Source organism: Mycobacterium sp. NGS27 (genome assembly GCF_059813005.1).
On record NZ_JCALDT010000004.1, the window covers coordinates 139,622 to 160,478 of the forward strand.

A 20,857-nucleotide genomic window follows, 5' to 3' on the forward strand; every position below is an offset into this window, starting at 1 on the left:
CGGGTACGACACCGCCGAGACTGTCGCTACGAGGCGGGCGAAAGGCACACCCATTTTTCTAGATGCAAATGTGGCCTGTGTGATCTACGCCGAGATGGACAACACGATGCCGTCCAGGATGTCGTGCTCGCTGACCGTCAGCTCGCCGATGCCCGCTCGGGCACGCAGTTCGCGTGCCAACTCCTCGACCACGATCGCACCCCCGCCGATCACGTCGGCGCGACCCTCGTGCATCGGCGGCAAGGCCGCGCGCTCGGCGCGCGTCATGCCGATCAGCCGTTCGCAGACCGACAACAGGTCGTCGCCGGGTACGCACGAAAGATGAATGGCCGCAGAATCATACGCCGTCAAATTGTGGGCCAGCGCGGACAGCGTCGTCATCGTCCCGGCCAGCCCGACCCAGGTCTTCGCCCCCTCCACCGGCACCTCACCCAGCGCGACCTCCAGGCGTTCGCGCACCACCGCGCGCGCCGCCGCGACCTCCTCGGGCGTCGGTGGATCGGAATGCAGGCAGCGTTCGGTCAGCCGTACGCAGCCGATGTCGGCGGAGTAGCTGGCCGTCACTCCCCCGTCAGCATCGGCTCCGACCACTATCTCGGTGGAGCCACCGCCCAGGTCGACCACGACGAAAGGGCCCGCCGCACTGTCTAACTCGCCGACCGCCCCACGGAAAGAGAGCTCGGCCTCTTCGGCGCCGGTAATCACCTCCGCCACCGCTCCGGGCAGCACCGCGCCCAACACCTCGGCCGTCATCGCAAAGAACGCATCGCGGTTGGCGACATCGCGGGCGGCGGATGTCGCCACCATTCGCACCCGCCGCGCGCCGTGCTCGTCGATCAACGCCGCATAATCGCTCAGCGCCGCGCGGGTGCGCGCAATCGCGTCCGCCGCGAACTCACCGGTCGCGTCCACGCCCTGGCCCAGCCGCACGATCCGCGTCTCCCGGTGCACGTCAACCAGCCGGCCACCGTCGAGGTCGGCGATCAGCAAGCGAATTGAGTTGGTACCGCAGTCGATTCCCGCGAGCCTTACGTTCACCATTGGCCTGCCGCCAACACGCCCGCCATCGCGGGCTCGTCAGCCAGGATCGCCAGCGCCTCGTCGCCGAACGGATTGACGCCGGGGCCCTTGGCCAGCGAGTGGGCGATCAGTACGTGCAGGCATTTGACCCGGTCCGGCATTCCGCCGCCGGAGAACGTCGTTCCCAACGATTCGATCGCGTCTCGTTCGGCCAGATACGACTCGTGGGCGCGCCGGTAGGCGGCCGCCAACCCGGCGTCCTGGGCCAGCCGCTCGGTCATCTCGCGCATCAAGCCCGTGGTCTCCAGCCTGCTTGCAGCGGCCGTCAACGCCGGATGGGTCAGGTAGTACAGCGTCGGAAACGGCGTGCCGTCAGGTAATTTCGGCGCTGTCTTCACCACGCCGGGCTCACCATTGGGACACCGGTAGGCGATCTCGAGTACCCCGCGCGGCTCGCGCCCGAGCTGGCGCGCCACCGCTTCCAGGTCGGCATGGTCAACCACCGGGACCCGTGGGGTTCGGTGCGGGCACCGGCTCGGTCGATCCCGGCTCCGCCGGAGGGGGCGGGGGCGCAGGCGATTTGGCGGGCGGCAGGTGCGGGGCGTCGGCGATGGTGTGCCACAGCGACGTGTACCAGGGATCTCCGTTGGCCGGCTTCGCCGACGGGGATCCCGGCTGCGCGGGCTCGGCCGCCGACGGCGGAAGCTGAACCTGAAACGGGATGTCTCCTGGCTTGACGAAGCCCAGCCGCTCGCGGGCCTGCGCCGCAATGTAGGCCGGGTCGGCGAGTTTGGCCTTCCGCTGCTCCAACTCCGCGACCTGACTGCGCAGCGCAGCCTCGGTGGCGGCGAGCTGATTCATCTCGGTGCGCTGCGCGAAATAGGTGCGCACCGGTCCGGCGATGGTCAGCGTCAGCACGCAGACCACTGCGGCGAGCACCGCCGCGCGGCGCGCGGTGAAGCCCAGCCGTTGTTCGGAGCGCTGCTCAAGGGATTCGGCGGCCTGGCGCACGATGGGCTCGACGACATGCTCTTGCTGCGTACGCGTGGGATTGCGGCCGGCCTGGTTCGCGGTGGGCGACGTCCGCGACGACGGCTTGGACGACGGCTTGGCCGTGCGACGCCCCCGACCCGAATCGCCGGCCTTCCCCGGGCGGGATGCCGGGGAGCGCCGCTTCGAGTCGGGCCGTTTCGCGTCAGCCATGTCAGCCGTTGAACGTCAAGCTATTTCGCCTCCACGGCATACCGAGGGAAGGCAAGGTCACCGGCGTAGCGAGCCGCGTCGCCGAGCGCCTCCTCGATCCGCAACAGCTGGTTGTACTTGGCGACGCGCTCGCTGCGGGCCGGCGCACCGGTCTTGATCTGCCCGCTGCCGACGGCCACCGCCAAATCGGCGATCGTGGTGTCCTCGGTCTCGCCGCTGCGGTGGCTCATCATCGTGCGGTAGCCGCTGTGGTGGGCCAGCGCGACGGCGTCCAGCGTCTCGGTGAGCGTGCCGATCTGATTCACCTTGACCAGCAACGCGTTTGCGACGCCCTTGTCGATGCCCTCTTCCAGCCGTTCGGGATTGGTGACGAAGATGTCGTCGCCGACCAGCTGCACCCGGTCGCCGATCGACGCGGTCAACGTCACCCAGCCGTCCCAATCGTCTTCTGACAGCGGGTCTTCGATGGACACCAGCGGGTACGAGCCGAGCAGGCCGGCGTAGAACTCCGCCATCTGCTCGGCGGTGCGGGTGGCACCCTCGAACTTGTAGCCGGTCCCGTCGGTGAAGAATTCGGTGGCGGCCGCGTCGAGGGCCAGCGCCACGTCGGCGCCGGGCTTGAAACCGACCGACTCGATGGCCCGGCTGATCAGATCCAGGGCCGCCGTGGTGCCGGCGACGTCCGGGGCGAAGCCGCCCTCGTCGCCCAGGCCCGTACTCAGACCCTCCTTCTTGAGCACCGACTTCAGCGCGTGATACACCTCGGCGCCCCAGCGCAGCGCTTCGGCGAAGCTGGGCGCACCGATCGGCGCGACCATGAACTCCTGGATGTCGACGGCGGTGTCGGCGTGCGCGCCGCCGTTGAGGATGTTCATCATCGGCACCGGCAGGATGTGCGCGTTCGGGCCGCCCAGGTAACGGAACAGCGGCAACTCGGCGGAGTCGGCGGCGGCCTTGGCCACGGCAAGCGACACACCCAGGATCGCGTTGCCGCCCAGCCTCGACTTGTCGGGCGTGCCATCCAGATCCAGCAGCGCCTGGTCCACCAGCCGCTGGTCGTCCGCGTTCAGGCCGATCACAGCCGGACCGATCTCGTCCAGCACTGCCTGCACCGCTTTGCGCACGCCCTTGCCGCCGTAGCGCTCGCCGCCGTCGCGCAGCTCGACGGCCTCGTGCTCGCCCGTCGACGCGCCGGACGGCACCGCCGCGCGGGCAAAGGTCCCGTCGATCAGGGCTATCTCGACCTCGACCGTCGGGTTACCGCGGGAGTCGAGGATCTCGCGGGCCCCGACCTGCTCGATAATCGGCACTGAGTTCTCCTTGCTTGGACTTGCGTAGTCGCCGGTGCGCTTTCGCCGGTCAGCGATACATCCTGCTACAGCGGGTGACCTTTCGCGTAAGCGGTCGCCCAATCCCGGACGGCCCGGGCGTAGACACCGGAATTGTTGTAGGCGCGCAGCGCCGTGATCCAACCACGGGGAGTTCCGAGATCCTTTCCGCGCCAACACAGATAGCCGGCCGCCGCGAGCGCGGCGTCGTCGATGTTGTCGGGGCTGACGCGGCCGTCGTTGTGAGCGTCGACACCATAGAGCCGCCACGTCTCCGGGATGAACTGCATCGGCCCCATGGCGCGCGTCACGCCGTCGTCGTCGGTGACGGCTTCCTCGGTGTCCACGATGCGCAGGGTGCCGCCGCTGCCGTCGAGGCGGACGCCCCGAATCGGGGGGCTCACATCGCCGTTGGGGGCCAGCCGCGCGCCGCGATAGGTGCCGTGGTGGCTCTCGACCTGGCCGATGCCGGCCAGGGTGGTCCAGGCGATGTGGCATTTCGGGTTTTCCACTTCCGCGACCCGGGCGGCGTAGGCGTAGGCCTCGAGCGCGATCACCGGGATCTCCAGCCCCGCCGACCGCTGTTGCGCCCACTCCCGCAACTGATCCGCGGGCCGGCCGCTGGCATGAGTGTCCACCGCCGGCACCGCATCCCCGGCCGGCGGCGGGACGCCGTCGGGAATGAACAGGCTGAGCTGCCAGGTACAACTAGAGGCCAGCACGATCGAGGTCGCGCCGATCACGGCGGCCGCGCGCAGCCAACGCCTCGGCGACACCATGCTTTCCTGAGCTCCCCACACTCGCCTGCACCAACTTCCGCCACACCATCGTCCCATGCGTTCGGCAACTACCCGGTTGCCTCGGGCCTCGGCGCACCGACCTATCGCCGGTTTCAGCTAATCATCGGTTAGCTGCTGGTCGCCCTGGCTAGCCCGGCCAGACCGAGGCCGACCACGGTGATTCGCAACCTCATCCGCGATATTACCGAGTGGCCGATGACATATCCGGCAAACATTTCGGTGATCGCTCACGCGGACGGGCGAAAGTGTTGAAAAAAGGCGCGGGGCCCCGCGGTAACGACGTGGCCACTGCCTCAGGCGTCACCGGCCGCGGCGTCGGCGCCGGATTCCACCTCGACCAAGTCGGAGTCGGCCTCGACCGCCGACGCTTCATCGTCGAGTGCCGCCGCGACGGTCGGCCAGTGCTCACGCCACTCCTCCTCGGAGATCTCGCCGGGCGGGGCCACGTCGAACTCGTCGGGAACGTCGGTGCCGCGGCGTGCGGCCGAGATCGTCCGCTCGACGTCGCGGACCGTCTCCACGAAGCCCAGAACGGCGGCGCGCAGGGCACTTTCGGCGTCGACGTCGGCCGACACCGAGATCGAGCTGATCGCCTCGGGGATCAGGTCGGCGGGTAGGCCCGCTTTGCCGGCACGGGCAATGACCTTCTGGGCGAGCGCCAATGCGGGCTGCCCGGTGTGCACGTCGTCCATCACCGATTTCCGTGGCTTCTCGGCCGCCTTGCGCTCTTCCCACTGGGCCAGTTGTTCTTCGAGCGAAATAGATTGCCCGGCAAGCACTCCCGGTACCCGATTGCCCAGTTTGCGCATCAGGGTGGCGGCGACGTCGTCGATGGTGAAGGGAGACTGCGCCGCATCCTCGGCGATGCGGGCGTGGAACAGCACCTGCAACAGCACGTCGCCGAGCTCTTCGCGCAACGCCTCGGCGTTGCCGCTGCCGACCGCGTCCAGCAGTTCGTAGGTCTCCTCCAGCAGAAATCTGCGCAGGGAGTCGTGCGTTTGCTCGCTTTCCCATGGGCCGGCGGTGCGCAGTTTGTCCATCATCGCCACGGCATCGACCAGCCGTTCACCACGTGGCGTCTCGGGCGCCGAGATCAGCCGGGCACCGGCCGCCAACCGTGCGACGACGGCGGGGTGCTCGCGGTCCGACGACAGCAGCACCGGCGCGTCGTCGCCGGAGTGCACCGGGCGCGCCGCTGACAGCGACCAGGGCACCGCGACGGGCATCTCCTCGGTGTATTGCACCTCGCCGGACAGGTGCTCGATGGCTTCGACGGGGACCAGCGAGGGCCGGCGGGGGTCGAACAAGACGACGATCAACTGCGCCCCTCCTCCTCATCGCTTCGTCCCCCTCGCTGCTTCGCGGCTGGGGGTTCCCCCACTGCATCGTCGCTGGCGCGGATCATCGCGCCTGTCGCTCCTCACTTGCCATCGATGCAGGCAGCTCACTCGTTATACCAATATCTGTCTGCGGTTTACCCTGCAGTGCCGTCACCAGGTTGGCCACCATCTGCACCAGCTCGACATCGCGCAGACGCGGCGCGCCGACCCCGCCGGCCCGCGGGATGGGAACCTGCACCGTCGACGTCGTGGCCCGATAGCTCGCCGCCGGATACATCCGCTTGAGTCGCACCTGAGCGGAATCCGGCAACGTCATCGGCGACAGGCGCACGGTCGACGCCGACGCCGCGGACACCTCGGTGATGCCGGCGGCGCGGCACAGCAGCCGCAGGCGCGCCACCGCCACCAGCCGAAGGGCCGGCTCGGGTAGCGCCCCGTACCGGTCGACGAGTTCCTCGACCACCGCGTCGATCTCACCGTCGGAGGACGCCGCGGCCAGCCGCCGATACCCTTCCAGGCGCAGCCGGTCACTGGCGATGTAGTCCGGCGGCAGGTGCGCGTCGACCGGCAGGTCGATGCGCACGTCCTTGGGCTCCTCGGTGGTGGTGACGGTCTGGCCGTCGGCGGCCGCCCGGTAGGCCTCCACCGCCTCGCCCACCAATCGGACGTACAGGTCGAAGCCGACCCCGGCGACGTGTCCGGACTGTTCGACCCCCAACACGTTGCCGGCGCCGCGGATTTCGAGGTCCTTCATCGCGACGGCCATGCCCGCGCCCAACTCGTTGTTCTGCGCGATGGTGGCCAGCCGGTCGTAGGCCGTCTCGGTCAGCGGCGAGTGCGGCGGATAAAGGAAGTAGGCGTAGCCACGCTCTCGGCTGCGGCCGACCCGGCCGCGCAGCTGGTGCAGCTGCGAGAGACCGAAGGTGTCGGCGCGCTCGACGATCAGCGTGTTGGCGTTGGAGATGTCCAGCCCAGTTTCCACGATCGTGGTGCACACCAGGATGTCGTATTCGCGGTTCCAGAACCCCTGCACCGTGCGCTCGAGCCGTTCTTCGGGCATCTGCCCGTGCGCGACGACGACGCGCGCCTCGGGCACCAGCTCCCGGATCCGGGCGGCCGTCCGGTCGATCGAGCTGACCCGGTTGTGCACGTAGAAGACCTGCCCGTCGCGGAGTAGCTCGCGCCGCAGGGCGGCCGCGACCTGCTTGTCGTCCTGCGGCCCGACGTAGGTCAGCACCGGATACCGCTCTTCGGGCGGCGTCAGGATGGTCGACATCTCGCGGATCCCGGCCAGGCTCATCTCCAGCGTCCGCGGGATGGGGGTGGCGCTCATGGTCAGCACGTCGACGTGGGTGCGCAGGCTCTTGATGTGCTCCTTGTGCTCGACGCCGAACCGCTGCTCCTCGTCGACCACGACCAGCCCGAGGTCCTTCCAGCGCACGCCGGTCTGCAGCAGCCGGTGCGTGCCGATCACCACGTCCACCGATCCGTCGGCCAGCCCCTCGATGACGGCCTTGGATTCGGCCGCGTCGGTGAACCGGGACAGGCCCTTGACGGTCACCGGGAATCCGGTCATCCGGTCGCTGAAGGTCTGCAGATGCTGGTCGGCCAGCAGGGTGGTTGGCACCAGCACGGCCACCTGCTTTCCGTCCTGGACCGCCTTGAACGCCGCCCGCACCGCGATCTCGGTCTTGCCGTAGCCGACGTCGCCGCAGATCACCCGGTCCATCGGGATCGGCTTTTCCATGTCGCCCTTGACCTCGGTGATCGCGGTCAGCTGGTCAACCGTCTCGGCGTAGCCGAACGCGTCTTCCATCTCGGCCTGCCAGGGCGTGTCCGGACCGAACGCGTGGCCCGGGCTGGCCTGCCGCTTGGCGTACAGCGACACCAGCTCGCCGGCGATCTCGCGCACCGCGCGGCGGGCCTTGGTCTTGGTGTTGGTCCAGTCGCTGCCGCCCAGCTTGCTCAGCGCGGGCGCCTGCCCGCCGACGTACCGCGACAGCTGGTCCAGCGAATCCATCGGCACATACAGCTTGTCCGAGCCGCCACCCCTCTTGCTCGAGGCGTATTCGAGCACCAGGTACTCGCGGCGCGCGCCGCCGACGGTGCGCTCGACCATCTCCACGAACCGGCCGATGCCGTGCTGGTCGTGCACCACCAGATCACCGGCCGTGAGCGCCAACGGGTCAACGGCGTTGCGCCGCTTGGCCGCCAGGCGCTTGCCCTCGACGGCCGCCACCCGGCTGCCGGTCAGGTCGGTCTCGGTGATCACCACCAACGTGGCGCCGGGGATGATGACGCCGTCGTGCAGCGGGCCCTTGAGCACCCCGACCACGCCAGCTTTGGGGGCGGCGCCCGATTCGAGCATGGCGGCGGGGGTGTCGCATTCGGCCAGCCGTTCCACCACGCGGTGCGCGGTGCCGGCGCCGGGTGCGACGACGGCGGCGTAGCCGCCCGTGCTGACGTGCGCGCGCAGCATCGCGAAGATGCCGTCGATGTCGTGCTGGTGCCCGCGCGCCGACGGCGCCGACCGGATCTCCAGCTCTACGGCCAACTCGTCGGACAGCTGGCTCAGCGTCCACCACGGATGCCCGCCGCGGGCCGCCGCGGCTCGCACGTCATCGAGTTCGGCGAAACCCGATCCGCCGAACTGCGTCACGTCGACGGGGGCGTCGGTGCCCAGCGCGGCAACCGACCACGACGCTTCGAGGAATTCGCTGCCGGTCTTGATCAGGTCGGCGGCCCGGGTGCGGACCTTCTCCGGATCGCACAGCAAGACCGGTGTGCGCTGGGCCAATTGGTCGGTGAGCAGCACGTGTTCGCCGGGCCGAAGCACCGGCAACAGCGCCTCCATACCGTCGACCGCGATGCCCTCGGCGATCTTGGCCAGCATGTCGGTGACGCTGCCGGTGATGGCGGGCTCGGTGGTGCGGTGCCGCGCGGCCAGCTCGGCGGCGCGCTCACGCACCTCATCGGTGAGCAGCAGTTCGCGGCAGGCCACCGCGATCAGGGTGTCGACGTCGAGCTCCGGGATCGAGCGCTGATCGGCGACCGAGAACATCCGCATCTCGCTGACCTCGTCGCCCCAGAACTCGATGCGCACCGGGTGCTCGGCTGTCGGCGGGAAGACGTCGAGAATGCCTCCGCGCACGGCGAATTCGCCGCGCCGGCCGACCATGTCCACCCGGGTGTAGGCCAGCTCGGCGAGCCGGGTGATCACGCCCTCGAATTCGATTTCCGCGCCCACGCTCAACGTGACCGGCTCCACCAGCCCCAGCTGCGGCGTCATCGGCTGCAGCAACGAGCGCACCGCGGTCACCACCACCCGCAAAGGGGGCCCGGATGGGCGCCCGTCAGGACCGAGGCCGGGATGGGCCAGCCGGCGCAACACCGTCAACCGGGCGCCGACGGTGTCGACGCCGGGCGAAAGTCGTTCGTGGGGCAGGGTTTCCCACGACGGAAAGACCGCGACGGCGTCGCCGAAGACGCCGCGCAGTTCAGCGGTCAAGTCGTCGGCTTCGCGCCCGGTCGCGGTGACTACCAGCAGAGGACCCAACCGCGCCAGCGCACTGGCGACGAATAGCCGTGCGCTGGCTGGACCCACCAGGTGTAATTCGGCCGGCGAAGCGGCCGCGCTGTCGATCAGCTGCTGGAAGGTCGGCGCGGTGAGCGCCAATTCAACGAGCCCCGCGATCGGGGTTTCTGGGCGAGCAGCCCCCGGTGCGGTCATGATGAATTCCATTCTAGGGGCCCTCGGTGTCCGGGCCGGACACACCGAACCTCGTCAATATCGAGCTCTCCGGCGTCAAGGGATCGTAAGGAAGGCACCACCGGGTTACCCGCGGACGCACGTTGAATTCATGACATTGCTGGACATCCTGCCGTCTCTCGGTCAGGCGGCTTCCCCGCGTTTCGATCCCGCGATCTGGCCCATCACCGCACACCCCGACGAGGCGGGCAGGCTGTGCGTCGGCGGTGTACCACTGACCGATATCGCCGACGAGTTTCACACCCCGGCCTACGTCATCGACGAAACCGACTTCCGGCATCGCGCCCGCCGCTACCGCAAGGCGCTGCGCGGCGTCGAGGTGGTGTACGCCGGGAAGTCGCTGCTGAGCACCGCGGTGGCCCGCTGGGCCCGCGACGAAGGCCTCGGGCTCGACGTCTGCTCCAGCGGCCAGCTGGCCGTCGCCCTTGCCGGCGGAGTCGACCCCGCGCGCATCGTCATGCACGGCAACGCGAAATCGCCCGAGGAGCTGCGCGAAGCGGTGCGGGTCGGGGTGGGACGCATCGTGCTGGATTCGGGCATGGAAATCGCCTACCTCGCCGGGCTGGCACAGCGCCGCCAGCGGGTGCTCATTCGGGTGACCCCGGACATCGACATCCACGGCCACCGGGCGGTCACCACCGGCATCAGCGACCAGAAGTTCGGGTTCACGCTGCATGGCGACCGCGCCGACGTCGCGGCCCAGCGGGTGCTCGCGCACCCGATACTCGACCTGGTCGGCCTGCATTGCCATATCGGCTCCCAGGTCACCGACGCCGACCTGTACGGCGAAGCGATCCGCCGGATGATCGCGGCAATGGCCGACATCCGAACCAGGCACGGCGTCATCCTCACCGAGCTCAACATCGGCGGCGGCCACGCCATCCCCTATCTGGCCGGCGACCGCGAGCTCAACCTCGAACAGTTGGCCGACGTCATCGAGAACGCACTCGACGAAGCCTGCGCCGCCGAACATTTCCCGCGGCCCCAGATGGTGGCGGAGCCGGGGCGGGCCATCTGCGGCCGGGCCGGCGTGACGCTGTACCGGGTGTGCTCGATCAAAACCCAGCCGGGTGGACGCACCTTCGTCGCGGTGGACGGCGGCATGAGCGACAACCCGCGGGTGTCGCTCTACGGCGCGCAATACACGGCCGCGCTGGCCAACCGGCATGCGCTGGGGCCCAAGCACCGGGTCACCGTCGTCGGCCGGCACTGCGAGGCGGGCGACGAGATCGCCCGCGACATCGAGCTGCCCGCGGACCTGCACCCCGGCGACCTGTTGGCCGTGGCCTGCACCGGCGCCTACCACCACAGCATGGCGTCGAACTACAACATGGTCGGCCGCCCGGCGCTGGTGGCGGTCAAGGACGGGCACGTCCGCGAATTGGTTCGCCGGGAGACCGTCGCCGACCTGCTGGCCCGCGACTGCGGTTAGCCCGCGCGGCTACTCGTCCTGCAGCCGAGGGTCGGCCTCCAGGTGGGTCAGCCCGTTCCACATCAGGTTGACCAGGTGGGCGGCCACCACTTCCTTCTTGGGTTCCCGCGTATCGAGCCACCACTGGGCCGTCATCGACACCGAGCCGACGAGGGCCTGGGCGTACAGCGGCGCCAGCCCGGGATCCAGGCCACGGCGGGAGAAATCGCCGGCCAGGATGGAGCTGACCTGGTTCACGGCGTCATTGAGCAGGCTGGAGTAGGTGCCCGAGCTGATCGCGGCCGGTGAGTCGCGGATCATGATCCGGAAGCCGTCGGTGCGCTGTTCGACGTAGGTGAGCAGCGCCAGTGCGACGCGCTCGACGCGTACCCGCGACCGGTTGTTGGTCAGCGACGAGGTGATGCCGTCCAGCAGCGCGGACATCTCGCGGTCGACGACGACCGCGTAGAGGCCTTCCTTGCCGCCGAAGTGCTCGTAGACCACCGGTTTGGACACGTTGGCGCGCAGCGCGATCTCCTCGATCGAGGTGCCTTCGTATCCGCGTTCGGCGAACAGCGTGCGCGCGATGCCGACGAGCTGCTGGCGGCGCTCGGTGCCGGTCATCCGGGCGCGCGGCGCCCGCACTTCCTTCTCCACCTTGTCCGGGTCACGATCGAGCACGGCCACGTCAATCAGCGTATCGGTGAACAGCCGACAAGCGGCCCGCATCGTCGTCAGACTAAAGTCTTCTTGGCGCCGTCGGTATAAAACCGCCGCTCGCCATCGGTTAGCGATCCGTCGTGGTGTAATCGGCAGCACCTCTGATTTTGGTTCAGATAGTTCAGGTTCGAGTCCTGGCGACGGAGCTTTGATTGCTGATTGCGATATCCCATCGTTTTTTGCCTTCACCGCAGCTGAAGTGACACGCTTGACGGCGTGTCGGCGCTTGAAGCGCGCAGCCCGCGCGAACCAACGCAAGGAGGGTTGATGTCGTCTCCTGGTGATACCGCGGTCCTGGTGCTGGCGGCCGGGCCCGGCACCCGGATGCGCTCGGACACCCCGAAAGTCCTGCACACCATCGGTGGGCGCAGCATGCTGTCCCATCTTCTGCACGCGATCACCAAGGTGGCTCCCCAGCACCTGGCCGTCGTCCTGGGCCATGATCACGAGCGGATCGCCCCGCTGGTGGCCGACTGGGCCGACGCCCTGGGACGCCCCATCGATGTGGCGCTGCAAGAGCGCCCCCGCGGCACCGGCGACGCCGTGCTGTGCGGCCTGTCCGCGCTGCCCCCCGACTACGCCGGGGTCGTCGTCGTCACCTCGGGCGACACCCCGCTGCTGGACGCCGACACCCTGGCCGACCTGATCGCCACCCACAGCGCGGCGCCGGCCGCGGTCACCGTGCTGACCACCACGGTGAGCGACCCCAGCGGCTACGGCCGCATCCTGCGCACCCAGGACAACGAGGTGATGGCGATCGTGGAACACGCCGACGCCACGCCCTCGCAACGCGAGATCCGTGAGGTAAACGCCGGCGTCTACGCCTTCGACACCGCGGCGCTGCGCTCCGCGCTGAATCGGTTGAGCTCCAACAACGCTCAGCAGGAGCTCTACCTGACCGACGTCATCGCCATCTTGCGCGGCGACGGCCTGGCCATCCACGCCCGCCACGTCGATGACAGCGCGCTGGTGGCCGGCGTCAACAACCGCGTCCAACTGGCGCAGCTGGGTGCCGAACTGAACCGCCGCATCATCGCGGCCCATCAGATGGCCGGCGTCACCATCGTCGACCCGACCACCACCTGGATCGACGTCGACGTCAGCATCGGGCGCGACACCGTCATCCAGCCGGGGACGCAGCTGCTCGGCCGCACCCAGGTCGGGAGCCACTGCGTCGTCGGGCCGGACACCACCCTGACCGACGTCAGCGTCGGCGACGGCGCCTCGGTGGTCCGCACCCACGGCACCGCGTCGTCGATCGGCGCCGGCGCGACCGTCGGGCCGTTCACCTATCTGCGACCCGGCACGATGCTGGGCGACGACGGCAAGCTCGGCGCGTTCGTCGAGACCAAGAACGCCACCATCGGCACCGGCTCGAAAGTGCCGCACCTGACCTACGTCGGGGACGCGGACATCGGCGAACACAGCAACATCGGCGCGTCCAGCGTGTTCGTCAACTACGACGGCGAATCCAAGCGGCGGACCACCATCGGCTCGCACGTGCGCACCGGCTCGGACACCATGTTCGTCGCGCCGGTGACCGTCGGCGACGGCGCCTACACCGGGGCGGGCACGGTGGTGCGCAACGACGTCCCGCCCGGAACGCTCGCGGTATCCGCCGGTCCACAACGCAACATCGAAGGATGGGTGCGCCGCAAGCGCCCGGGCAGTGCGGCCGCGCAGGCCGCCGAGGCCGCCGATAAAGCCGCCGGTCAGAGCGTCACGGCCGGCCCAGCGCCAGAAGCCGAACCGAAACCGTGAATTTGCTAGCTGGCAACCCGGCCATCGTTCCGTACCATTCGCTTCGTACGATGGGGCCTTCCATCCCCCACCCCGATTTGGCGAGGGCAGTGCGTTGAGCCACGACTGGACCGATAACCGCAAAAACTTGATGCTCTTCTCCGGCCGCGCGCATCCGGAGTTGGCCGAGCAGGTGGCCAAGGAACTCGACGTCCACGTCACCGCACAGACCGCGCGGGAGTTCGCCAACGGCGAGATCTTCGTGCGGTTCCACGAATCGGTGCGCGGGTGTGACGCCTTCGTCCTGCAGTCAGCCCCGGACCCGGTCAACAACTGGCTGATGGAACAACTGATCATGATCGACGCCCTCAAGCGGGGCAGCGCCAAGCGGATCACCGCGGTCATGCCGTTCTACCCCTACGCCCGGCAGGACAAGAAGCACCGCGGCCGCGAGCCGATCTCGGCCCGGCTGGTCGCCGACCTGCTCAAGACCGCCGGCGCGGACCGAATCGTCACCGTCGACCTGCACACCGACCAGATCCAGGGCTTCTTCGACGGGCCCGTCGATCACATGCGCGGGCAGAACCTGCTGACCGGCTACATCCGCGACAACTACCCCGACGGCAACATGGTGGTCGTCTCGCCCGACTCCGGCCGGGTGCGCATCGCCGAGAAATGGGCCGACGCGCTGGGCGGCGTCCCGCTGGCCTTCATTCACAAGACCCGCGACCCGCGGGTGCCCAACCAGGTGGTGTCCAACCGCGTCGTCGGTGAGGTGCAGGGGCGGACCTGCGTCCTGATCGACGACATGATCGACACGGGCGGCACCATCGCCGGCGCGGTCAAGTTGCTGCGCGACGAGGGCGCCGGCGACGTGATCATCGCGGCCACCCACGGCGTGCTGTCCGATCCGGCGGCCGAGCGGCTTGCCGCCTGCGGCGCCCGGGAAGTGATCGTGACGAACACCCTGCCGATCGGCGAGGAGAAGCGCTTCCCCCAGCTGACGGTCCTGTCCATCGCGCCGCTGCTGGCCAGCACCATCCGCGCCGTCTTCGAAAACGGTTCGGTCACCGGGCTTTTCGACGGAGACGCCTAGATGGCCGATTCCGTCATCTATCACAACCCCAAATGCAGCACCTCGCGCAAGACGCTGGATTTATTGCGGGACAACGGCATTGAGCCCACCGTCGTCCAATACCTGAAAACCCCGCCGTCGCGCAGCGAGCTGGCGAAGATGATCCGCGACGCCGGCATCGACGTGCGCGCTGCGGTGCGCAAGCGGGAAGCCCTCTACGAGGAGCTTGATCTCGGGGACGCGAACGATGACCGCTTGCTCGACGCCATGGTCGAACACCCCATCCTGATCGAACGACCCTTCGTCGTCACGCCGAAGGGCACTCGGCTGGCCCGCCCGATCGACGCGGTCCGCGAGATTCTGTGAACCGGCTCGGCCGCCTCGTGGCCGCTGCCGCGACGGTTGCGGCGGCTTTCATCGCCGCCGCCTGCGCACCGAAATCGCCTGACTACCAATCGATCCTGTCCAACACCCCCACGACCACGACCACCAAGCCGGCGGAGAAGCCGGTTCCGCTGTCGCAGTATCTGCAAAGCATCGGGGTGACCGGAGAGCCGATGGCGCCGGGATCGCTGCCCGACCTGACGGTGTCGATACCCACACCGCCGGGCTGGTCGCCGTTCACCAGCCCGAACATCAGCCCGCAGACGCTGATCATCTCGCAGGGCGGCAAGTTTCCGACGGCGAGGCTGGTGGTGTTCAAGCTCAACGGCGACTTCGACCCCGCCCAAGTCATCAAGCATGGCAACGACGATGCCCAACTGTTCGAGAACTTCAAGCAGCTGGACGCCTCGGGCGCGCCCTATAACGGCTTCCCCTCGTCGATGATCCAGGGCAGCTACGACCTCGACGCTGGTATGCGGCTGCACAGCTGGAACCGGATCGTCATCGCGACCGGATCACCGCCCGCGCGCCAGCGTTATCTGGTGCAGTTGACCATCACCGGCTTCGCCAATCAGGCCGCCGCGCAGGCGAGCGACATCGACACGATCATTCACGGGTTTGTCGTCGCGGCGAAGTGATTGGCGATACGGCGCTGATCTCACCGAAATTGCCGTCACGGTCGTAATCGACAATCAAACACAGCCCTGACGGCAATCTCGGCGGCCGTTCGGCGGCCCGGCGCGCTCCGCGATTAGTGTTGTCTGCCATGACTGGCTGGACCGCCGCTGATCTACCGTCGTTCGCCGAACGAACCGTCATCATCACCGGTGCCAACAGCGGGCTGGGCGCCGTGACCGCCCGTGAGCTGGCTCGACGAGGGGCCACGATCATCATGGCCGTCCGCGACATCCGCAAGGGCGAGGCCGCGGCCCGCCGGATGGCCGGTCGGGTCGAGGTGCGGGAGCTCGATCTGCAGGACCTGGCGTCGGTGCGGCGATTCGCCGACGGGGCGGGCCAGGCCGACGTACTGATCAACAACGCCGGCATCATGGCCGCCCCCTTCGGCCTGACGGTCGACGGCTTCGAGACCCAGATCGGCACCAATCACCTCGGCCATTTCGCGCTGACGAACTTACTGCTGCCCAAGCTGACCGATCGGGTGGTGACAGTGTCGTCGATGGCGCACTGGCCCGGAACCATCAACCTCGACGACCTGAACTGGCAGAACCGGCGCTACTCGCCGTGGCTGGCCTACAGCCAGTCCAAGCTCGCCAACCTGCTGTTCACCAGCGAGCTGCAGCGCCGCCTGACCGCCGCCGGTTCCCCGCTGCGCGCGCTCGCCGCCCACCCCGGCTATTCGCACACGAACCTGCAGGGCGCCTCCGGCCGCAAGCTGGGTGACACGTTGATGTCGGCCGTCACCCGGGTGGTCGCGACGGACGCCGATTTCGGCGCCCGGCAAACCCTGTACGCGGCGTCCCAGGATCTGCCCGGCGACACCTTCGTGGGCCCGCGATTCGGCCAGATCGGCCGGACGCAACCGGTCGCGCGCAGCCGGCGGGCCCGGGACACGGCCACCGCGTCGGCGCTGTGGTCGCTGTCCGAGCAGCTCACGAAGACCCAGTTTCCCCTCTGAGCACGTCCGTCACGTGAGTCCCTCGCCGGACCGATCGACGTTTTGCCCGCCTTTAAGCGACAACCCGGGTCGACGGCACCAGGGCCGCACATCACCGCACCACGCCGCTGGCTTGTCGCTCGAAGGCGGGCAAAAGCAACATGCCCCCGGCAAATGACGGGTGTGACAAGACCGCGACTGACCACGAATTTCCCCTGTGAGGTGCAGATGCGCTAACCTGGCCGGGCGTCACGGCGAGGGTGGCTGGCTGGCTGGCACCGTTATCGACGGAGACCGACGAATCGTCGCGACCCCGGCCGTGCCCCGAAACACAGGCGAGCACACAGGAGCGACAAGATGGCCAAGCAAGCACTCAACCAGCTCAAGGTCGCGGTCCGCGGCGAGACCGGCAAGGGTGCGTCCCGGCGGGCCCGCCGCGACGGCAAGATCCCGGCCGTCCTCTACGGCCACGGCTCCGCCCCGCAGCACCTGGAACTGCCCGGCCATGACTTCGCGGCGGTGCTACGGCACGCCGGCACCAACGCGGTGCTGACCCTCGACATCGAGGGCAAGGAGCAGCTGGCGCTCACCAAGTCGCTCGACATCCACCCCATTCGCCGCACCATTCAGCACGCCGACCTGCTGGTCGTGCGTCGAGGCGAGAAGGTCGTCGTCGAGGTCCGCGTCGTCATCGAGGGCGACGCCGTGCCCGGCACCCTGGTGACGCAGGACGCCAGCGCCATCGAGATCGAGGCCGACGCCCTGTCGATTCCCGAGCAGTTGACGGTGTCGGTTGAGGGCGCCGAGCCCGGCACCCAGTTCTCCGCCGGACAGATCGCCCTGCCCAACGGTGTCAACCTGATCTCCGACCCGGAGACGCTGGTGGTCAACGTCGTCACCGCGCCGACGGAGGAGGAGCTCGCCGAAGAGGGCGCCGGCGAGGTCACCGAGGAAGCCGCTGCGGCCGAAGGCGAGGAAACGGGCGAGACCGGCGAAGAAGAGGCCGCCGAAGCCGAGTCCGAGTAGGCGGATCACAACGTGGCCGAGCCGTTGCTGGTCGTCGGCCTTGGCAATCCCGGAGACAACTACGCCCGGACCCGACACAACGTCGGGTTCATGGTCGCCGACCTGCTCGCGGCGCGGATGGGTTCGAAGTTCAAGGCGCACAAGCGTTCCGGTGCCGAGATCGTCAGCGGCCGCCTCGCCGGGCATTCGGTGATCGTGGCCAAGCCGCGCTGCTACATGAACGAATCCGGCCGTCAGGTCGGCCCTTTGGCGAAGTTCTATTCGGTGACACCGGGCGACATCATCGTCATACACGACGATCTCGACTTGGACTTCGGCCGTATCCGGCTCAAGATCGGCGGCGGCGAAGGTGGCCACAACGGTCTGCGTTCGGTCGGTAACGCTCTGGGCAGCAAGGACTTTCAGCGGGTTCGCATCGGGATCGGCCGTCCGCCCGGACGCAAGGATCCGGCGGTGTTCGTGCTGGAGAACTTCGGCGCCGCTGAGCGCCCCGAGGTCCCCACCATTTGCGAGCAGGCCGCGGATGCCACCGAGTTGCTGATCGAACTGGGGCTAGAGCCCGCGCAGAACCGCGTCCACGCCTGGTAGCCGCCGCGTAGCCGGACTAGGTGACCAGGTCGAGCGACGTGGATCGGCGCAACTTGCCCGACGGCGTCTTCGGGATGGTGCCCGGGCCGAGCACCACCACGTTGCGCGGCCGGACGTCGACCTCGGCCACCACCTCGCGGGCGACCCGGTGCTCGATGCGGCGCACCTCGGCCTGGTCCTGGTAGGCGTTGGACTCCACGGCCACCGCGAACGTCTCGCGGGAATGGCCGGCGTCCAGGCGCACGGCGACCGCGCAGCCCGGCCGCACACCCTCGACGCGGCAAGCGGCGCGCTCGATGTCGGTGGGATAGATGTTGCGGCCCGCCATGATGATGACGTCCTTGACGCGGCCGCACACCACCACGTGGCCTTCCTCGGTCAGGTAGCCGAGGTCACCGGTGTCATACCAGCCGTGCTCGTCCTGGGCCGAGATGAACCCGCCCATGGTGAGGTAGCCGGGCGTCAGCGACTCACCGCGCAGCTCGATGACTCCGACCCCGCGCGCCGGCATCACCTCGCCGTTCTCGTCGATGATGCGCGCCTCGAGGTCCTTCAGCAGCGGGCCGAGCGTGGCCAGCCGGCGGGTGTTGCCCTTGGTGGCGGGTACGGCCCGGCGCAGGGCGGCCAGCAGGTCGGCGTCGACCTCGTCGACCACCAGACCGGCGTTGCACTCCGAGAAGGACACGGCCAGCGTGGTCTCGGCCATGCCGTAGGCCGGCAGGATCGCCGACGGCCGCAGGCCGAAGGGCTTGCCCGCGTCGAGCAGGTCCTCGACGTCGGCGGGCTCGACGGGCTCGGCGCCGGACAGCGCGAACCGCAGGGTCGACAGGTCGAAGTCGCCAGGCTTGGCCTGCCGGCGCAGCCGCTTGGCCAGCAGCGCGTAGGCGAAGTTGGGCGCCGCGGTCATGGTGCCCTTGTACTTGTCGATGAGCTTGGCCCACAGCAGCGTGTCCCGCAGGAAGTCCATCGGGGTGACCTTGACCAGCTCGGCACCGAAGTACATCGGGATGGTGAGGAATCCGACCATGCCCATGTCGTGGAAGCAGGGCAGCCAGCTGACCATGACGTCCTTGTCGACGTCGTACTGGGCGCCGATGAACATCGCCTCGGCGTTGGAGTAGATGTTGCGGTGGGTGATCTGCACCGCTTTGGGCGATCCGGTGGATCCCGACGTCAGCTGCATCAGCGCGAGCGCGTCCTCGCCGACCTCGACGGGGTCGACCGGTTCCGCCGCGAGCAGATCGGCAACGGTGACGACGTGAATGCCCTTCTCCTCGAGGACCGGGATGGCCACCAGGAAGGGCTCCGAGACGACGACGGCCTTCGCCTCGATCATGCCGATGACGTTCATGGTGTCCTCGGCCCACACCGCTAGGTCCGTGCGTGGCGTTGGCTGGTGCAGCATGGTGAGGCTCGCGCCGCGCATCCACAGGCCCTGTGCCGTCGGCGCGATCTCCACCGGGTAACCGGCGAGCACGCCGACCGCGTCGCCGGGCCCGATGCCCGCGGCGGCCAGGCCACCCGCGATACGGCGCGCGCGTTCGTGGACCTCGCCCCAGGTGTGACGAACCGGTTCGTGAGGTTCACCGGTGACCATGCCCGTCGTCGCGGACCGGGCATTGCGGTACATCTTCTCGGTAAACCTGCTCACAAATCCTCCTCGGTTGCAGCCCTCGTACCAACGCCCCGGACTTCATGGTCCGCCCGCTGGGTAGCGCTTCGCCGCAAGCACGCCAACACAGTTGAGCGGCGGTTAGGTCTCGGATCGATGATGCGTCCGCATCCGCCGCGATCCGGCAGCGCTTCCGGTCACCGCGCCTCATCTTAAACTCCTCTTAGGGAGGCGCCAAACCAACGCACACGTTGGGAAGAAATTCACACTTCGGTGGGTGTAGGCACCACGCGCGCGCCCACCACCGGCCCACTGGCGACCCGCACCGTGCGGCAGACACCCGCGCCGGACACCTCGGTCCCGATGTCGACCGCGGCGGCCGCCGACGAGCACAGGAAGGCGCACGTCGGGCCGGAACCGGACACGATGCCCGCCAGCGCCCCGGCCTGGACACCGGCGCGCAACGTCCGCCGCAGGGCGGGGTGCAGGCTCACCGCGGCCGCCTGCATCTCATTGCCCAGCAGCGGCGCCAACTGCTCGGCGTCGCCGGCGGCCAGGGCGGCCAGCACCGGCCCGGGAGCGGGCAACCGGGGCGGATCTCCCGCCTCGCGCAGCCGGTCCAGCTCGGCGAACACGGCCGGCGTCAGCAGCTCACTGTCGGCGAACGCCAGCACCCAGTGGAAGGTGTTGCGGGACAACACCGTCGCTAACTCCTCACCGCGGCCGGTGCCCAGCGCGGTTCCGCCGTGCAGCGCGAACGGCACGTCACTGCCCAAGCGGGCGGCCAGCATGCGCAGATCGCGGCGGGGCACGTTGAGCTCCCACAGCGAGTTCATCGCGACCAGCACTGCCGCAGCGTCGGCGCTGCCACCGGCCATACCGCCGGCCACCGGAATGGTCTTGTCGATCATGATCGACACATCCGGCGCCCGGCCGACGTGTTCGGCCATCAGCTCGGCGGCCTGCCAGGCGAGGTTGCGTTCGTTGGTGGGCAGCGTCTCGGCGCCCTCGCCGACGATCTCCAACGAGAGCACATCGGCGTTGCGGACCGTCACCTCGTCGAGCAGCGAGACGGCCTGAAAGATCGTGTTCAGCTCGTGATAGCCGTCCTCGCGGCGGTCACCGACCGCCAGGTAGAGGTTGACCTTTCCGGGCACCCGAACCGTGACCGAGCCGGTGGGAACCCACTGCGCGGCGGTGTTGCCATCAGACGCTGACACCGCAGC

General features: G+C 68.8%; 18 protein-coding genes and 1 tRNA gene. 9 read left to right on the forward strand and 10 right to left on the reverse strand.

Annotated features, from left to right (window positions below):
- Positions 1–84 precede the first annotated feature (84 nt).
- The 7 genes from AC5Y30_RS12135 to mfd all read right to left on the reverse strand — a co-directional run bounded on the left by AC5Y30_RS12135 (position 85) and on the right by mfd (position 9,421).
- Entirely contained in the window at positions 85–1,041 is a 957-nt protein-coding gene (locus AC5Y30_RS12135; RefSeq protein ID WP_499918406.1) for a Ppx/GppA phosphatase family protein, read from the reverse strand.
- On the reverse strand, positions 1,035–1,523 hold the full coding sequence (locus AC5Y30_RS12140) for a DUF501 domain-containing protein (protein WP_499918407.1): 489 nt from the start codon (positions 1,521–1,523) through the stop codon (positions 1,035–1,037). Before AC5Y30_RS12140 ends, AC5Y30_RS12135 begins: the two co-directional genes overlap by 7 nt.
- On the reverse strand, positions 1,516–2,223 hold the full coding sequence (locus AC5Y30_RS12145; RefSeq protein WP_499918409.1) for an FtsB family cell division protein: 708 nt from the start codon (positions 2,221–2,223) through the stop codon (positions 1,516–1,518). Before AC5Y30_RS12145 ends, AC5Y30_RS12140 begins: the two co-directional genes overlap by 8 nt.
- Before the next feature lie 20 nt (positions 2,224–2,243).
- A complete protein-coding gene (gene eno / locus AC5Y30_RS12150; protein WP_499918410.1) occupies positions 2,244–3,533 on the reverse strand; it encodes a phosphopyruvate hydratase in 1,290 nt (429 codons plus the stop codon).
- Positions 3,534–3,598: 65 nt separating this feature from the next.
- Complete coding sequence (locus tag AC5Y30_RS12155) at positions 3,599–4,327, reverse strand: lytic transglycosylase domain-containing protein (protein ID WP_499919000.1); 729 nt, start codon at positions 4,325–4,327, stop codon at positions 3,599–3,601.
- 317 nt (positions 4,328–4,644) lie between these two features.
- The gene (locus AC5Y30_RS12160; RefSeq protein WP_499918411.1) at positions 4,645–5,670 is read right to left on the reverse strand and encodes a nucleoside triphosphate pyrophosphohydrolase; all 1,026 of its coding nucleotides are present in this window, start codon (positions 5,668–5,670) and stop codon (positions 4,645–4,647) included.
- An 82-nt stretch (positions 5,671–5,752) separates the two neighbouring features.
- Positions 5,753–9,421 carry a transcription-repair coupling factor gene (gene mfd, locus AC5Y30_RS12165; protein WP_499918413.1) on the reverse strand — a complete coding sequence of 1,223 codons (3,669 nt, stop codon included), beginning with the start codon at positions 9,419–9,421 and terminating at the stop codon, positions 5,753–5,755.
- Between the two features lie 130 nt (positions 9,422–9,551).
- On the opposite strand from mfd, the gene lysA reads away from it, so the two are divergent.
- A complete protein-coding gene (lysA, locus tag AC5Y30_RS12170) occupies positions 9,552–10,892 on the forward strand; it encodes a diaminopimelate decarboxylase (protein ID WP_499918415.1) in 1,341 nt (446 codons plus the stop codon).
- A 9-nt stretch (positions 10,893–10,901) separates the two neighbouring features.
- Here the strand turns inward: lysA and AC5Y30_RS12175 are convergent, their stop codons facing one another.
- Entirely contained in the window at positions 10,902–11,495 is a 594-nt protein-coding gene (locus tag AC5Y30_RS12175; protein ID WP_156656103.1) for a TetR/AcrR family transcriptional regulator, read from the reverse strand.
- 170 nt (positions 11,496–11,665) lie between these two features.
- Here AC5Y30_RS12175 and AC5Y30_RS12180 point away from each other — a divergent pair.
- The 8 genes from AC5Y30_RS12180 to pth all read left to right on the forward strand — a co-directional run bounded on the left by AC5Y30_RS12180 (position 11,666) and on the right by pth (position 18,019).
- Positions 11,666–11,737: transfer RNA gene (locus tag AC5Y30_RS12180), tRNA-Gln, on the forward strand.
- A gap of 121 nt (positions 11,738–11,858) precedes the next feature.
- Positions 11,859–13,352: a bifunctional UDP-N-acetylglucosamine diphosphorylase/glucosamine-1-phosphate N-acetyltransferase GlmU gene (gene glmU, locus AC5Y30_RS12185; protein WP_499918416.1), complete on the forward strand. Its 1,494-nt coding sequence runs from the start codon at positions 11,859–11,861 to the stop codon at positions 13,350–13,352.
- A 94-nt stretch (positions 13,353–13,446) separates the two neighbouring features.
- The gene (locus AC5Y30_RS12190; RefSeq protein WP_499918417.1) at positions 13,447–14,427 is read left to right on the forward strand and encodes a ribose-phosphate diphosphokinase; all 981 of its coding nucleotides are present in this window, start codon (positions 13,447–13,449) and stop codon (positions 14,425–14,427) included.
- Positions 14,428–14,772, forward strand: coding sequence for an arsenate reductase (glutaredoxin) (gene arsC, locus AC5Y30_RS12195; RefSeq protein WP_499918418.1), 345 nt, complete (start codon positions 14,428–14,430; stop codon positions 14,770–14,772). It abuts the gene before it with no gap.
- Positions 14,769–15,428: an LpqN/LpqT family lipoprotein gene (locus AC5Y30_RS12200; protein WP_499918419.1), complete on the forward strand. Its 660-nt coding sequence runs from the start codon at positions 14,769–14,771 to the stop codon at positions 15,426–15,428. The genes arsC and AC5Y30_RS12200 overlap by 4 nt, the downstream gene beginning before the upstream one ends.
- Positions 15,429–15,556: 128 nt before the next feature.
- Complete coding sequence (locus AC5Y30_RS12205) at positions 15,557–16,426, forward strand: oxidoreductase (protein WP_499918420.1); 870 nt, start codon at positions 15,557–15,559, stop codon at positions 16,424–16,426.
- A 336-nt stretch (positions 16,427–16,762) separates the two neighbouring features.
- Entirely contained in the window at positions 16,763–17,431 is a 669-nt protein-coding gene (locus tag AC5Y30_RS12210; RefSeq protein WP_499918421.1) for a 50S ribosomal protein L25/general stress protein Ctc, read from the forward strand.
- 12 nt (positions 17,432–17,443) lie between these two features.
- On the forward strand, positions 17,444–18,019 hold the full coding sequence (pth, locus tag AC5Y30_RS12215) for an aminoacyl-tRNA hydrolase (protein ID WP_499918422.1): 576 nt from the start codon (positions 17,444–17,446) through the stop codon (positions 18,017–18,019).
- 16 nt (positions 18,020–18,035) lie between these two features.
- On the opposite strand, the gene AC5Y30_RS12220 is transcribed toward pth, so the two are convergent.
- Positions 18,036–19,670, reverse strand: coding sequence for a fatty acyl-AMP ligase (locus AC5Y30_RS12220; RefSeq protein WP_499918423.1), 1,635 nt, complete (start codon positions 19,668–19,670; stop codon positions 18,036–18,038).
- Between the two features lie 224 nt (positions 19,671–19,894).
- Entirely contained in the window at positions 19,895–20,851 is a 957-nt protein-coding gene (locus AC5Y30_RS12225; RefSeq protein WP_499918424.1) for a 4-(cytidine 5'-diphospho)-2-C-methyl-D-erythritol kinase, read from the reverse strand.
- Between the last annotated feature and the right edge of the window lie 6 nt (positions 20,852–20,857).

Bases quoted from the DNA above. Each gene is read 5' to 3' on its own strand.
- AC5Y30_RS12135 (WP_499918406.1), bottom strand. From the start codon at position 1,041: ATGGTGAACGTAAGGCTCGCGGGAATCGACTGCGGTACCAACTCAATT.
- AC5Y30_RS12145 (WP_499918409.1), bottom strand. From the start codon at position 2,223: ATGGCTGACGCGAAACGGCCCGACTCGAAGCGGCGCTCCCCGGCATCC.
- mfd (WP_499918413.1), bottom strand. From the start codon at position 9,421: ATGACCGCACCGGGGGCTGCTCGCCCAGAAACCCCGATCGCGGGGCTC.
- lysA (WP_499918415.1), top strand. From the start codon at position 9,552: ATGACATTGCTGGACATCCTGCCGTCTCTCGGTCAGGCGGCTTCCCCG.
- AC5Y30_RS12175 (WP_156656103.1), bottom strand. From the start codon at position 11,495: ATGACCGGCACCGAGCGCCGCCAGCAGCTCGTCGGCATCGCGCGCACG.
- glmU (WP_499918416.1), top strand. From the start codon at position 11,859: ATGTCGTCTCCTGGTGATACCGCGGTCCTGGTGCTGGCGGCCGGGCCC.
- arsC (WP_499918418.1), top strand. From the start codon at position 14,428: ATGGCCGATTCCGTCATCTATCACAACCCCAAATGCAGCACCTCGCGC.
- AC5Y30_RS12205 (WP_499918420.1), top strand. From the start codon at position 15,557: ATGACTGGCTGGACCGCCGCTGATCTACCGTCGTTCGCCGAACGAACC.
- AC5Y30_RS12210 (WP_499918421.1), top strand. From the start codon at position 16,763: ATGGCCAAGCAAGCACTCAACCAGCTCAAGGTCGCGGTCCGCGGCGAG.